The following is a 14,268-nucleotide window of genomic DNA, read 5'->3' on the forward strand; positions in this document are numbered from 1 at the left end:
TAGCCGGCAAACGGAGGAATCCAATGATCCACGCCACTTGTCATACCGCCGACAATGTTCGCTGCATCGAGTTCGATGCCACACCGTGGTTCAGCGAGGCTGACGCTCCGAGCATTATCGATTTGGCTCAACGAGGATGGACCAGCACTGCGATTGCAGATTCCCTCGAGCGCAGACAAGGATATGAACGTCTGCACGACCTCGTTGAGTATGCGGCGAAGCGACTGCAACTGGAATCTCTGGAGGACCCAACCTGGGAAACCTTCGAGTGTGTCGTCGATGGATCCGAGGCCGTCGCCTGGCTCGAGAAAAACCGGCCCAACGTTGTGGAAAGAATCCCCTAAGCTGGGGGAATCGCAGCAAAGGCTACAATTGAACGGCGGCGAACGAAGCGGAAATGGCGCACCCGACACGATTCGAACGTGTGACCTTTGCCTTCGGAGGGCAACGCTCTATCCAGCTGAGCTACGGGTGCGTGCAGGGGTTCATTTAGCTGATTGGCTCCGCGTCGGCAACGGCGTTGTCCAACTGGTTAAGGGCTGTAAACTGCCTCCCGACAATATGACAGGCCGCGAAAAAAGGCCGTCTTTCGAGGGAGTTTGCCCATGCGTCCGCTGGAATTCGGCTGGTATCTGCCCACGCATGGCGACACCACGGCCTATGGGCTGATGGAGGCCCAGATCGCCGGTTCGCCGGAACTCTGCGAGCGCGTGGTCGCGGCCGCTGAGGACGCCGGCTTCGAGTATCTGCTGATCCCGGTAGGCTCGGTGTGCTGGGAGGCCTGGATCACGGGCGCCTTCATGGCGGCGCGCTCCAGCCGGATCAAGCCGCTGATTGCGGCGCGGCCCGGCTATATCAACCCGGTGCTGATGGCAAAGATGATCTCGACCTTCGACCAGATGTCGGGCGGGCGGATCTGCATCAATCTGATCGCCGGCCAGAACGAGAGCGAGGTCGAGGCCGAGGGCGTGCGTCAGCCCAAAGAAGAGCGCTACGCGCTGATGGAGGAGGAGGTCTCGATCCTCAAGGCGCTGTGGACGACGCGCGGCCCGGTCCATTTCCAGGGCAGGTTTCACACGATCTCCGGCGCGCATATCAGGCCGCGTCCGTTGCAGCAGCCGTTTCCGAAATTCTATCTCGGCGGCGGCTCGCGGCAGGCCTGGGAGGTGTCGGCGAAGCATTCCGACGTCCATCTGTTCTGGGGCGACCTGCCGGAGCGCATCGCGGAGAATATCGCCGAGATTCGGCGGATGGCGCGGGCGCATGACCGCGAGGATGCGATCGGCTTCGGCATGCGGCTGCAGGTAATCTGCCGCGAGAACGAGACAGATGCCTGGGAGGCGGCCGACCAGCTGGTGCGCCACGCCACCGAGCGGCAGAAGCAGGAGATGAAGACGCTCTACAATCGCTCGGAGGCCAACCAGCGCGTGCAGCAGCTCGCGCGCGACTACGGCGATCTCCTGATGCCGCATCTGTGGACCGGCATCACCAAGGTGCGGCCCGGCGCCGGCATCGCGGTGGTCGGCGATCCCGCGCAATGCGCCGCGACCTTGCAGCAGTTCATCGATGCCGGTTGCCACTCCTTCTGCCTGTCCGGTTATCTGCACGACGAGGAGGCCGAGCGGTTCGGCCGCCTGATCCGCCCGATCCTCGCTGCCAACAATCATGGACGGCTCGTGGCCTGAGGCGCGATCCGGAAGCTTTCCGAAAATTCACGGGTGAATCTGCGCCTGACGCGCCATGATCCAGCCGAGCTCGCGGCAGCAACGGAGTCGAACCATGCATCACCGGGCCTGGCTTGCGGCCGCGGCATTGCTCGTCGTGGCGGCGGCGCATGTACCCGCGGCGTCCGCGACGCAGGCACAGACCGAGCGCGACCGGAAACCGGTCAAGGAGATCGCCAATGCGCGGATTGCCGTCGGCAAAGCGAGCTTTCCGCTCTACCTCTCGGCCGACTGGTCCAACCCGCTGCCGGATGTTACGCGCGCGGTGCTCGTGCTGCATGGCGTGCTGCGCAATGCCGACGACTATTTTCGCGCGGCGCTGAGCGCGCAGGCCGCGGCCGGCGATGCCGGCGAGCATGCGCTGATGATCGCGCCGCAATTCCTGATCGAGTCCGACGTCGAGGCCTTCAAGCTGCCGGCGGAGACGCTGCGCTGGAGCCTCTATGGCTGGCAGGGCGGCGAGCCTGCGCTCGCGCCGAGCGCGGCGAGCTCGTTCGAGGCGCTCGACACCATCCTGGCGAAGCTCGGCGACCGCAAGCTGTTTCCGAACCTGCAGCAGGTCGTCGTGTTCGGTCATTCCGGCGGCGGCCAGGTGGTGCAGCGCTATGCGATCGCGGTGAAGGGCGACCAGTTGCTGCTGCGCGAGGGCATCGGCGTGCGCTATGTGGTCGCCAATCCGTCCTCCTACGCCTATTTCACCAAGGAGCGGCCGGAGCCCGCGATCGCGGCGAACTGCCATGGCTATAACAGCTGGAAATTCGGCATGGACAACCGCCCGCCCTATCTTGCCGAGCCTTCGCCGGCCGCGCTGGAGCAGGCCTACGTCGCGCGCCGCGTGATCTATTTGCTCGGAACGCTCGACACCAACCCCAATCATCCCGCGCTCGACAAATCCTGCATGGCGGAGGCCGAAGGGCCGTACCGTTACGCGTGCGGGCATTCCTATGCCGCCGCGATGCAGGCCCGCGACGGCGGCGCGCCGAACCACAGCGTGTGGGATGTGCCCGGCGTCGGCCATGCCGGCGGCAAGATGCTCAATTCGCCCTGCGGCCTGACCGCCGTGTTCGACATCCCCGGCTGCGAGGCGGCGCGCTGAGCCCCCCGACACCAGAATTTGTGCGCGGATTCGGTGGCAAGCGGCACTGAGATCGCCTACGCTCGTATCGCGAATGGAGCAGCACGACCGACAGCTCGATGGAGAACATCATGAGAGCAGGTTTGATCACGCTTCTGACAGCCGGTGCCTTCCTCGGCTTGACCCCGGCCAACGCCGCAGAGGGATGCGGTGACGGTTGCCACAGGACCTCACGAGGTGCCTGCGTGATCGACGGCTGGGGCACCGCCGCGCGGGTCAGGAACGAGTGTCCCGCCACCTCGCGCCCGCGCCCGCCGTGTGGTGGCGCTGGCTTCGTCTGGCGGCGCGACTACCAGGCTTGCAGCCAGACCACGAAGGATTGGCTCTAGTGTGCTGAATGCGAAGTTCGTGCGATTTCGCGGTAGCCACTTTCACGAACTTCGCATTCATAAAGCACACTAGAATCATAAGTTTGCTAGTGTCCTTATCGAATCCGAAGTTCGCTCCGAAGGTGCGGCAAATGATGCGAACTTCGGATTCGGGACACTAGCCGTCGACGGCCTGGCCAGCGTCACGCCGGCACGATCACCTTGCCGATCGGCCACAGCGCGATGCCGGCAAGCTTGAGATGCGCCCAGGCGAACGGGATGCCGATGATGGTCACCGCCAGCAGGATCGCGGTGATCACATGGCCGATCGCGAGCCACCAGCCGGCCAGGATGAACCAGATCAGATTGCCGATCACGCCGAGCGGTCCGGTACCGATGTCGGACGTGCCGGTCACCTCATCGCGGCGCACCGCACGCGAGCCGAACGGCAGCAGCGTGTAGACGGCGATGTTGAAGGCGGCGCGCGCCCAGGGCAGCCCGATAATGGTCACAGCCATGATCACGGCGGCGATCAGCCAGCCGAACGCCATCCACGCGCCGCCGATCAGGATCCAGAGGATGTTCAGGAGGATAGACACAGGCTGCATGGCTAACACCTTCGCGCCGCTTGGGACTGCACTTTATATACGCCGCTGCCCGGCGCTGCGGTAGGTGTGGCCTAACCGCGCGCTTGCCGTGACGAGGCGCTTCACCGGCGGCCGGCGCCGACAGGTGACACCTCATTGCATCCATCGCGACGGCAACTAATCTCGCGCGACCGGGCAGGGCGCAAAGACGCCTGCACCGAAAAGGGAGAACAACAATGAGAGCAATATTCGGAGCAGGGATCTTGGTGGCGCTGGCATTGTCGGTGTCGGCAGTGCGGGCCGAGGACGCCGTACGCTTCGCGCCGCTGAAGGCGGAGGAGCTGTCGCCGGCGCAAAAGGCCTGGGCCGACATGATCAGCGCGCCGCCGCGCAATGCCAAATTCACCGCGCCGCCCTACCGTGCCTATATCCGCAATCCCGATCTGGCGCCGAAGCTGTCGAACCTGTCGGAGTACCTGCGCTGGAATACCTCGCTGCCGGCACGGCTCAGCGAAATGGCGATCCTGATCACGGCGCGGCACTGGACTGCGCAATATGAATGGTCCGCGCACCATCCGCTGGCGATCAAGGGCGGGCTCGATCCGAAAATCGCGGACGCCATCGCCAAGGGCACGCGGCCCGAGAGCATGAAGGACGACGAGGCCGCGCTGTACGATCTCGGCATCGCGCTCTATCGCGACAAGAAAGTCGGCGACGCCGTCTACAACGCGGCGCTGGAGAAATTCGGCGAGCGCGGCATCACGGATATCATCGCCATCATGGGCTATTACGACATGGTCTCGATGATGCTGATCACGATGCAGGCCGGCCCCGCGAACAACGGCGTGCAGCCGTTGGCGGTGCTGGAGAAGTAGGGCGTCTGCGGCGGTCTCGCGTTCTTACTTCTCCCGCCTGCGGGGGAGGTCGACGTGCGCGCAGCGCGCGGCGGGTGAGGGCTCTCTCCCCAGTATGACTCGTGGTGAGACCCCCACCCCAACCCTCCCTCGCAAGCGGGAGAGCGAGCGCAGTCACATCGCGCCCTTACCGCCGGAAACCGCTGGCGCGCGAATAGCCCTGGCGGCCTTCCTGGGTAGGGCGCGCGGCCATGCTGGCGCGCGTTTCGCTGGCGACCGGCGTCGCCGGCTTCAAATCCTCGAGGAAGATCGGCTTGGCGAAGTAATAGCCCTGGGCATAGCGGATCTTGGTCGCCGCCTGCAGATAGGTGAGCTCCTCGTAGGACTCGATACCCTCGGCGATCACGGTCATGCCGAGCGCCTCGCTCAGCGATTCGATTGCGCGCAAAATGCCCTGGCTGCGCGGCCGCTGATGGATGTCGGTGATGAAGGAGCGATCGATCTTGATCTCGTCGGCGGTGATATCGGCGAGCGCCGACAGCGACGAATAGCCGATGCCGAAATCGTCGATCGAGATGCCGACGCCGATGCCGCGCAGGATCGGCAGGATCTGGTCCTGGAAATGCGATCGCGTCACGAACGCGTCCTCGGTCACCTCGATCATGAAGCGTTTCGGGAATCCGGTCTCCTCGAGCGCGCGAGCGAACCGGCGCATGAATTCGAGGTTGGAGGCCTGCTTGGCGGCGACATTGATGCTGATCGTCGCCGTCGGACCGAACGTGTCGTTGATCAGGTCGATCGACTTGACGATCTCCGCCAGCACCAGGAACGTCAGCTCGTCGATCAGGCCGAGCTCGACCGCGAGATCGATGAAGGTACCCGGCGCCTGGATCACACCCTCGTCGTCGCGCAGCCGCACCAGCGCCTCGATGCCCTTCACCTCCTGGGTGCGGATATCGACCTTGGCCTGAAACGCGCAGCAGAAGCGCTTTTCCAGGATCGCCAGCCGCAGCGACTGCTCGATCTTCATCCGCGCCAGCGCCTCGCGCTCCATGCTGTTGTCGAAGAACGCGGTCGAGCCCTTGCCGTTGTTCTTGACGCGGTACATCGCGATGTCGGCGTTCTGGCGCAGCGCCTCGTAGCTCCGGCCATGCATCGGATAGAGGCTGACGCCGATCGAGGTCGAGGCGAAGATCTCGGAGTCCTCGATGAAGAACGGCGCCTTCAGCCGCTCCTGCATGACATGGATGAATTCGGCGACTTCGTCATTGCCGCTGATCGGGTTGAGCAGCAGCAGGAATTCATCGCCGGAGATGCGCGACAGGATATCGGTGTCGCGCAGCGCGTGGCCGAGTCGCTTCGACAGCTCAACGAGCAGCGCATCGCCGATCGCATGGCCGTAATAGTCGTTGATGTGCTTGAAGTTGTCGACGTCGAGGAAGGCGAGCGCGAAATGGCCTTGCGAATCGTCGCGGATCAAGCCGTTGACGCGGTGCTCGATCACCCGGCGGGTCGGCAGGCCGGTCAGCTCGTCGTAATAGGCCGAGCGGAACAGCTGGTCCTCGAACGCCTTCTGCTCGCTGATGTCGGTCGAGGTCGAGATCAGGAGATTGCGACCCGCGATCCGGACCGGCCGGTGCGAGGTCAGGAACACGTATTTGGATGCGCCGCAGGAGAGCGTTTCCTCGAGCACCACCGGACGGCCGCTGCGCAGCAGGTCCAGGTTGGCGGCGTGGCGCTCGTCGACCGGGGACGCCTGGCTCGCACTGGCGGCCAGCTGCAGCTGGCTCGCGGCTGCTTCATTCACCAGGATGATCTGGCCCTGCTCGTCCTGGACGGTCACACCCGCCGGAAGGAGTTGGAGAAGGTCGCGCAGGATACGCAATTCATTGCCGGAAATATCGTCTTGGCCGGGCACTGCCGCGCCCGCCTGAAAATCGTGTCTGGTGAGACTATGCATGCGCCGACCTTGGCAAAGTCCGTTGTAGTTTTGGTTAAGCGGACCTGCGAAATGCCGTGACAGAATGAGACCGCGGCGGCTTTCGCAAGCCGTCGCGGCAATCGTCATTAACAGAGTATCAATGTCGGCCGCGACCGCTGGTGAAAGCGATTGCGCTGCGCGCGGTTGCATCAACACATGCGCGTGTGCCGGAAAGCCGACTTATCAACAGCTCGGAAGCTTGCACTGCATGGTGCAGTGAACACCGGTCTTCAGGTAACTGATCTCGGTCTTGCCGTCGAACGGCCGCAGCGCCGACTTGAGCAGCTTGGTGCCGAAGCCGGCTTCGCCGATCGTCTCGACCACTGGTCCCTCGGTCTCGTCCCAGATCACGTTGAGACGTCCATCGTCGACGGTCCATGACACTTGTAAAAATCCGCGCGGCGAGGAGAAGGCGCCGTATTTTCCGGCGTTGGTTGCGAGCTCATGGAAGATCAGCGCCAGCGAGACGGCGAGCTTGGCGGGCAGGAACAGCTGCTCGCCATTGAGGTTGAACCGCACGTGGCCGTAGGGCCCGAGTTCCGAGCGCAGCAAATCCTTGATATCGCAGCCATAGCCGTCGACCCGCGCGATCAGATCGTCGGTTGCCGAGAGCGCGCGGATGCGATGGTCGATGCGCTGCCAGACATCGGGCCGGTCCTGCAGCGCCTGATGCAGTACGGCATGAATGGTCGAGGACTTGTTCTTCAGCCGGTGCTGCAATTCGTCGACCACCACCTTGCGGTACTGCTCTTCCTCGATCAGCCGTTTGGAAACTTCGCGCTGCTGTGCGACCAGGGAACGGTAATGCTCGACGCCCCAGATCGCGATGCCGCACACAACCCAGAAGATCATCAGCAGCGCAAAGCGCGCAGGATCGGCGTGCGCGCCGCTGAAATTGAGCACGACGCCGAGCAGGCCGCTCGCCAGCGCGGTCGCGATCCCGATCCGGAAACCGCCAAGGGCGGTGGCAAAGAACACCGCCGGGAAATAGGGCGTGAAGAACACATCCGGCCGGATCTGGGCGAGCCCGAAGCGCGCGGCCGTGGCCAAAACGAGACAAAGCACCGCGAAGGCGACCGCAAGCCGCACCGACGGCTGGGCATCGCCCCGCCAACACGCCCTGAAATCGTCGATCCACTTCGCCATCGGTCGTCCCAGTTCACGTGAACAGGCGACCCAAAATAAGGCCGCTGCGACCGAAAAACCGCAGTTGTGGCCTTCTGGCCACAGGCGGACCTCGCGACCGTGGCGGCTTGCAAGTGCTTGTATTGGCAGCAGGAGCTGGGGAATATCCGCAACATCATACGTAAGTTGAGGGGACCGACATGGACGGCTGGACGGCAAGGTCGCGGTGATCACAGGGGCGACCAGCGGCATCGGGCTGCGCACGGCGGAGATCTTTGTCGCGGAGGGCGCGAAGGTCGTGATTGCCGGGCGCCGAGCGCCGGAGGGCGAGGCACTGGCGCAACAACTCGGCGAGACCTGCGTGTTCCGTCAGACGGACGTCACGGTCGAGGAACAGATGCAGGCGCTGATCGCGCTTGCGGTCGAGAAGTTCGGCCGGATCGACTGCCTGTTCAACAATGCCGGCGGCCCGGCGCAGACCGGGGGCATCGAAGGCCTCGACGTCGAGCGGTTCGACGCCGCGATGGCGACGCTGGTGCGCAGCGTCATGCTCGGCATGAAGCATGCCGCGCCCTACATGCGCAAACAGGGCTCCGGCAGCATCATCAACAATGGCAGCATCGCCGGACGGCTCGCCGGCTTCTCCTCATCGATGGTCTATGGCGCCGCGAAGGCCGCGGTCATCCATTTCACCAAATGCGTGGCGATGGAGCTCGGCGAGTCCGGCATCCGCGTCAACTCGATCTCGCCCGGCGCGATCGCCACCGGCATTTTCGGCAAGGCGCTCGGATTGTCGACGGAAGCAGCCGAGAAGACCGCAGCCGTGATGCGCGAGGTCTACAAGGCGGCGCAGCCGATCCCGCGCGCCGGACTGCCCGACGACATCGCGCATGCCGCGGTGTTCCTGGCGAGCGACGAATCGAGTTTCATCAACGGCCATGACCTCGTCATCGACGGCGCCATCACCGGCGGCCGCAACTGGAGCCAACAGCAGGCCGGCTACGTCGCGCTGCGCAAGGCGTTCGATCAGGGGGCGGGGTAGCAGCATCCGTCATTGCGCGCGGAGCGACTTGTCCGCTGAATCCTTGGCGAAGGCGGGAGTAATCCATCGCGTGCACTGCCGATTCCTTCAGGGCGAGGAAAAAGTATGAAGCGCGTCTTGATCACGGGCATGTCTGGAACGGGGAAATCGTCCGCGATCGAAGAGTTGGTTGCGCGAGGTCATCAGGCTTACGACCTTGACACACCCGAATGGTCTCACTCGCACGCGGCATGTGCGGGTGATGACGCCGCATTGTTTGGCGTCTTGAAGCGCAAACCATCCCCGCCGTCGTCCCGGCGAAGGCCGGGACCCATTACCCCGATTGGTCATTGTTGAGCGATGCTGGAACGACGAGTCCCGTTCACAACACCCGCCGCGGAGTATGGGTCCCGGCCTTCGCCGGGACGACGGCGGTGGGTGTGGCGCGAGCTGGCGTTCTTTCTTCCTCCAGCGCTTTTTCTTCCTCCAGGAAGGATCACAAATCACGCCTTCTGCTTGGCCGCGGCCTTCGCAAGATCCGGCGCATTCACCGCGGGGATCGCGACGCGGCCGGGGCCGGTTTGTTGAAGCGCGGCGGCGGCCTTGTCGTTCTGCATGATCTTGGCCATCACAGCCTGGCCGGCGCGCTCGAACACGGCGCGGTTGTCGATCAGGAACTGGCGCGACTTGCGCAGGCCGTCGATAAAGCCATTGATCTCGGGCACGACATAGCGCGCGACCATGTCCCAGCTGCGGCGGGTATTTTCCGGATTGGCCCAGTCGTGCGCGAAGCCGATGATCGAGCCGACGCCACCCGACACATCGACCAGGTTCTTGATCATCTTGATCAGATCATCCGGCGTGCCGATGGTGGACGCGGCGCCTTCGACGAACGCGGTCTTGTCGACGGCCTCATCGGGCGAGGAGAACGCGGTCAGGCCCGGCCGCATCAGGGTGCCGACGTTATATTCGTTGTGCCAGCGCATCAGCCCGGCACCGGCCTCGCGCCGCGCCTGCTCGCGGGTCTCGGCGATGTGCCAGGACAGCAGCACGCGCCAGTTGGCGCGGCTCACCGTGGTGCCGGCCTTCTTGGCGGCATCCTCGGCGAACTGCCATTGCTGCGGCAGCGCCATCAAGCCCTGGGTCGACATCGAGCCCAGCGAGATGATGCCGATGCCGTATTTGCCGGCGAGCGTCATGCCCGACGGCGAGATCTGCGAGGCCACCACGAACGGCATGTCCTCCTGCAGCGGCAGGATCTGCAACGCGGCGTCGTGCATCTCGAACCAGTCAGTCTTGGCGGTGACGCGCTCGCCGTTGAACAGGCGGCGGATCACCGCGATCGCCTCGTCCTGGCGATCGCGCTGGGTCATCGGGTCGATGCCGAGCGTATGGGCGTCGGAGGCGAGCGCACCAGGGCCGGAGCCGAAGATGGCACGGCCGCCGGTCATGTGGTCGAGCTGCACCATGCGCTGCGCGACGTTGAAGGGGTGATGATAGGGCAGCGAGATCACGCCGGTGCCGAGCTTGATGCGCTTGGTGCGCTCGCCGGCGGCGGCCAGGAACATCTCCGGCGAGGCGATGGTCTCCCAGCCCGAGGAGTGGTGCTCGCCGCACCAGAATTCGTCGTAACCGAGCGCGTCGAGCTGCTCGACGAAATCGAGGTCGCGGCGGAATTGCAGCATCGGATGCTCGCCGATCGGGTGATGCGGGGCGAGGAAGGCTCCGAACTTGAGGCGCGCCATGGGTCGTTCTCTCCGGACTATTGTTATCGGGGCTTTCCGCCAACCTACGGGGTGCCCCGGGGCAAGGCAATGCTCCGAGGCTGCGGCGCCCGCATGGTTGTTGCGCAAATCGGCGGCGATTGCCGCCGTCCGGAATGTTTCCTAGCGCGTCAACGCAAATTGGCAGCCGGGGCTCGAGCGTCTGTGATCCCGGGCTTACCTCGCAGGTAATCGAAGCGATGACCGGAATCTGCTGATGTCCGCTGTAACGTCATTTCGAGCAGGACAGGACATGCACCAGATCGTTTCGACGCGAGCGGACACGTCCCGCCGCTGGTGGGTGCTGGCGATCGTGGTGTCGGCGCAATTCATGTTCGGGGTCGATGCCTTCATCGTCAACGTCGCGATCCCGACGATCGCGGCGGAGCTGCACGCGACGCCGGCAGAGATCGAGGCCGTGATCGCGATCTACCTGATCGCCTATGCCACGCTGGTGGTCACCGGCGGCCGGCTTGGCGACATCCATGGCACCAGGAACGTGTTCATCGCCGGCGTCGCCGGATTCTCGGTGACCTCGCTGTGGTGCGGTCTCGCGCAGTCCGGGCCCGAGCTCATCGTCGCGCGGCTCGCGCAGGGTGCAACCGCGGCGCTGATGGTGCCGCAGGTGCTGGCGACGCTGCATCTGCTGTTCTCAGACGCCAGCCGCGCGCGGGCGTTCGGCATCTACGGCATCGTGCTGGGGCTCGCGGGAGCCGCCGGCTTCATGCTCGGCGGCGTGCTGGTGACGCTCGATCTCGCCGGCCTCGGCTGGCGCGCGGTGTTTTTCGTCAACGTGCCGTGCGGCGTCGTCATCATCGCGGCGGCATTGAAGATCATGCCGACGGTGCCGCGCCGCGCCAGCACGCGGCTCGATATCCCGGGCGCGATCGTGCTGTTCGCGGGCCTGCTGTGCCTGATCGGTCCGCTGCTGTTCGGCCACGATCTCGGCTGGACGGCATGGGTGTGGTTGGTGATGGCCGTGGGCATCGCCGTGATCGCGACCTTCGTACGGCTCGAGCGGTCCGTCGCGCGCCGCGGCGGCATGCCTCTGATCGATCTGTCGCTGCTGTCGGATCGCGCCTTCATGCGCGGGCTGGTCGCGGTGTTTTTCTTCTTCTTCGCCAATCTGTCGTTCTATCTGATCATGACCATGTTCATGCAGAAGGGCTTGCAGATTCCGCCGCTACAGGCCGGGCTGGTGTTCGTGCCGCTGGCGCTGACCTTCGTGGTTGCCTCGCGTCACAGCGGCGTGCGCGCCCGGCATCGCGGCACGCTGGTGCTGATCGAGGGCTGCGCGCTGCAGATCGTCGGTCTCGCCGTGCTGGTCGCAACGATTGAGGCGGTCGCGGCACCGTCGGCACTGCTGCTCGCGCTGGTGCTGATGATCTTCGGCTACGGCCAGGGGCTCGTCATGGCGCCATTGTCGAGCGCGGTGCTCGCGAGCGTGCAGCCCGCCAGCGCCGGTGCCGGCTCCGGCATGTACGGCACGACGACGCAGATCGGCAACGCGGCCGGCGTTGCCGCGATCGGCGCAGTCTTCTTCGCAATCGAGAGCACGATGTCAGCACGTCTGGCGCTGTTTGCGGCATGCGCATTGTTTGTGCTGTCGATCGCAATTTCAGCCGCATTTCTGTCATGGATGCGCCGCGCCACGGCGTGAATCCGGCGCCACGCGGCGCGCATTCCTGAAAAGTTGGTGCTCAAACAAGGTGCTACGGCAACTATTTCGGCCGGCCCGCGGCGCGATCACGCATTAACGCCGATTCTCACAATTCCGCAGGGAAAGACAGCACACGGCCTTTTCATTTTGCAGTGCAGCAATTATCTGATCGGGTGACACAGAAGACCAAATCACCTCAGGAGTTGCTGTTGTCCCTGATCAACAACGTCGAATTTCTGCGTCATCTGCCAAAGATGAACGCGTTCAGCGGCCTTGGCGCACTCGCGCCGGCCGTGCCGACGCCGCTCGTCGAGACGACCGAATTCGGCGTCAACCCCGGCGATCTGAAAATGTTCTCGTTCGTGCCCGCGCAGCTGGCGCGGTCGCCCGCGCTCGTCGTGGTGCTGCATGGCTGCGGCCAGACTGCAGCGTCCTACGATCTCGGCGCCGGCTGGTCGGCGCTTGCGGCGCATTACGGCTTCGCACTGCTGATGCCGGAGCAGCAGTCTTCCAACAACGGCAACACCTGCTTCAACTGGTTCAACCCGCAAGACATCGCGCGCGGGCAGGGCGAGGCCGCGTCGATCAAGCAGATGATCGCGCATCTGGTCGGCACGCATGAGATCGACCCGCGCCGCATCTATGTGACGGGTCTGTCCGCCGGCGGCGCGATGGCCTCGGTCATGCTCGCGACCTATCCAGATGTGTTCGCTGCCGGCGCCATCATCGCCGGCCTGCCGTTCGGCGTCGCCACCGATCTGCGCGAAGCGCTGCACGCGATGATGCATGGCAGCGCGCTCTCCGCGCCCGAGCTCGGCGGTCTGGTGCGCAACGCGTCGACGCATGGCGGCGCATGGCCGAAGATTTCGGTGTGGCACGGCAGTGCCGACCGCACCGTGCATCCCGGCAATGCCGATGCAATCGTGCGGCAGTGGCTCGACGTGCACGGCTTGCCGCTTGCCGCGATGTCGAAGGCGGATGTCGACGGCCATCCGCGCGAGGTGTGGTGGAACGCCGACGGCGAAACGCTGGTCGAGTCCTACACCATCGCCGACATGGCGCATGGCACGCCGCTCGGGCTTGCCGACAATGACGAGCGCTATGGCGTGGAGGGCGCGTTCCTGATCGAGGCCGGAATCTCCTCGTCCTATCACATCGCGAGCTTCTTCGGCCTGACCGACAAGGTCCGTCAGCCGCATATCGCGCCGACCGGAATTCCGCGCGAGCGCGCCGACACGGTCTCGATGACGGTACCGGTGCCCGCGGCCGAGCCGGAGGTGGCATCCGGCCGCAAGAGCGATCGGCCGCGCAAGCGACGGAACAAGGGTGTCGATGTCGGCGGCGTCATCACGCGGGCGCTCACCGCCGCGGGGCTGATGAAGTAGCTACATCTCGCCGGTCAGGAACGGATTCGTCATCCGCTCCTGGCCGATGCTCGATCCGGCGCCATGGCCGCAGATGAAGCCGACATCGTCGCCGAGCGGCAGCAGCTTGTCCTTGATCGACTGGATCAGCGTCGGATGGCTGCCCCCGGGCAAATCGGTGCGTCCGACCGAGCCGGCGAACAGCACGTCGCCGACATGGGCGAAGCGCAGCTCCTTGTTGATGAACACCACGCTGCCCGGTGAGTGGCCGGGGCAGTGCAGGATGTCGAAGGTGAGGTCGCCGATCGAGACCTGATCGCCCTCATCGAGCCAGCGGTCTGGCCCGAAATTGCGTACCCCGGTCATGCCAAAGCGCGCGCCGCTCGAGACGACATTGTCGAGCAGATATTTGTCGGCGATGTGCGGGCCCTCGATCTTGACCTGCAGCGCGTCGCGCAGTTCAGCAGCGCCGCCGACATGGTCGATATGACCGTGGGTCAGCCAGATCTTCTCGACCGTCACGCCGGTCTGCTTGATCGCGGCCTGGATCTTCGGCACGTCGCCGCCCGGGTCGATCACCACGGCCTTCTTGGTGGGCTCGTGCCAGATGATGGTGCAGTTCTGCTCGAACAGCGTCACCGGCACGATGATCGCGCCGGCCTTCGGTTTGGTGTCGGTTGTCTCGTTCATGGGGGCACCATAGGCTTCCGGGAAACGTCGTCAACACGCGCTGGAAATGCGGCTGC

General features: G+C 64.7%; 13 protein-coding genes and 1 tRNA gene. 8 read left to right on the forward strand and 6 right to left on the reverse strand.

The features are described 5' to 3' along the window. Positions 1 to 23: 23 nt before the first annotated feature. Positions 24 to 344: a hypothetical protein gene (locus tag ACVIHF_RS36315; RefSeq protein WP_253605948.1), complete on the forward strand. Its 321-nt coding sequence runs from the start codon at positions 24 to 26 to the stop codon at positions 342 to 344. A 54-nt stretch (positions 345 to 398) separates the two neighbouring features. Here the strand turns inward: ACVIHF_RS36315 and ACVIHF_RS36320 are convergent. Continuing rightward, positions 399 to 475 (reverse strand) — tRNA-Arg (locus ACVIHF_RS36320). A 130-nt stretch (positions 476 to 605) separates the two neighbouring features. Here ACVIHF_RS36320 and ACVIHF_RS36325 point away from each other — a divergent pair. The 3 genes from ACVIHF_RS36325 to ACVIHF_RS36335 all read left to right on the forward strand — a co-directional run bounded on the left by ACVIHF_RS36325 (position 606) and on the right by ACVIHF_RS36335 (position 3,188). Then, positions 606 to 1,685: an LLM class flavin-dependent oxidoreductase gene (locus ACVIHF_RS36325; protein WP_253605950.1), complete on the forward strand. Its 1,080-nt coding sequence runs from the start codon at positions 606 to 608 to the stop codon at positions 1,683 to 1,685. 94 nt (positions 1,686 to 1,779) lie between these two features. After that, positions 1,780 to 2,820, forward strand: a complete 1,041-nt coding sequence (locus ACVIHF_RS36330; RefSeq protein WP_456793398.1) for an alpha/beta hydrolase — start codon at positions 1,780 to 1,782, stop codon at positions 2,818 to 2,820. Positions 2,821 to 2,930: 110 nt separating this feature from the next. Next, positions 2,931 to 3,188 (forward strand): GCG_CRPN prefix-to-repeats domain-containing protein, encoded by a 258-nt coding sequence (locus tag ACVIHF_RS36335; protein ID WP_156436045.1) that lies wholly within the window; start codon positions 2,931 to 2,933, stop codon positions 3,186 to 3,188. 182 nt (positions 3,189 to 3,370) lie between these two features. Here the strand turns inward: ACVIHF_RS36335 and ACVIHF_RS36340 are convergent, their stop codons facing one another. Further along, on the reverse strand, positions 3,371 to 3,775 hold the full coding sequence (locus tag ACVIHF_RS36340) for a YccF domain-containing protein (RefSeq protein ID WP_028335598.1): 405 nt from the start codon (positions 3,773 to 3,775) through the stop codon (positions 3,371 to 3,373). A gap of 215 nt (positions 3,776 to 3,990) precedes the next feature. On the opposite strand from ACVIHF_RS36340, the gene ACVIHF_RS36345 reads away from it, so the two are divergent. Continuing rightward, positions 3,991 to 4,629 (forward strand): carboxymuconolactone decarboxylase family protein, encoded by a 639-nt coding sequence (locus ACVIHF_RS36345; RefSeq protein ID WP_456793399.1) that lies wholly within the window; start codon positions 3,991 to 3,993, stop codon positions 4,627 to 4,629. A 166-nt stretch (positions 4,630 to 4,795) separates the two neighbouring features. On the opposite strand, the gene ACVIHF_RS36350 is transcribed toward ACVIHF_RS36345, so the two are convergent. Together ACVIHF_RS36350 and ACVIHF_RS36355 are read right to left on the reverse strand one after the other, a co-directional pair. After that, positions 4,796 to 6,568 (reverse strand): putative bifunctional diguanylate cyclase/phosphodiesterase, encoded by a 1,773-nt coding sequence (locus ACVIHF_RS36350; protein WP_456793400.1) that lies wholly within the window; start codon positions 6,566 to 6,568, stop codon positions 4,796 to 4,798. Positions 6,569 to 6,772: 204 nt separating this feature from the next. Further along, positions 6,773 to 7,735, reverse strand: a complete 963-nt coding sequence (locus tag ACVIHF_RS36355; protein ID WP_057015384.1) for a sensor histidine kinase — start codon at positions 7,733 to 7,735, stop codon at positions 6,773 to 6,775. A gap of 187 nt (positions 7,736 to 7,922) precedes the next feature. Here ACVIHF_RS36355 and ACVIHF_RS36360 point away from each other — a divergent pair, with 187 nt between their 5' ends. Continuing rightward, positions 7,923 to 8,756, forward strand: a complete 834-nt coding sequence (locus ACVIHF_RS36360; protein ID WP_456794160.1) for an SDR family NAD(P)-dependent oxidoreductase — start codon at positions 7,923 to 7,925, stop codon at positions 8,754 to 8,756. 482 nt (positions 8,757 to 9,238) lie between these two features. Here ACVIHF_RS36360 and ACVIHF_RS36365 read toward each other — a convergent pair whose 3' ends face one another. Continuing rightward, complete coding sequence (locus tag ACVIHF_RS36365) at positions 9,239 to 10,480, reverse strand: LLM class flavin-dependent oxidoreductase (RefSeq protein ID WP_456793401.1); 1,242 nt, start codon at positions 10,478 to 10,480, stop codon at positions 9,239 to 9,241. Between the two features lie 271 nt (positions 10,481 to 10,751). Here ACVIHF_RS36365 and ACVIHF_RS36370 point away from each other — a divergent pair, with 271 nt between their 5' ends. Beyond that, the gene (locus ACVIHF_RS36370; RefSeq protein ID WP_456793402.1) at positions 10,752 to 12,158 is read left to right on the forward strand and encodes an MFS transporter; all 1,407 of its coding nucleotides are present in this window, start codon (positions 10,752 to 10,754) and stop codon (positions 12,156 to 12,158) included. 209 nt (positions 12,159 to 12,367) lie between these two features. Beyond that, entirely contained in the window at positions 12,368 to 13,543 is a 1,176-nt protein-coding gene (locus ACVIHF_RS36375) for an extracellular catalytic domain type 1 short-chain-length polyhydroxyalkanoate depolymerase (RefSeq protein WP_456793403.1), read from the forward strand. Here the strand turns inward: ACVIHF_RS36375 and ACVIHF_RS36380 are convergent, their stop codons facing one another. Next, positions 13,544 to 14,212, reverse strand: a complete 669-nt coding sequence (locus ACVIHF_RS36380) for an MBL fold metallo-hydrolase (protein WP_456793404.1) — start codon at positions 14,210 to 14,212, stop codon at positions 13,544 to 13,546. Positions 14,213 to 14,268 lie beyond the last annotated feature (56 nt).

The sequence above is a fragment of the Bradyrhizobium sp. USDA 4506 genome, assembly GCF_054058795.1.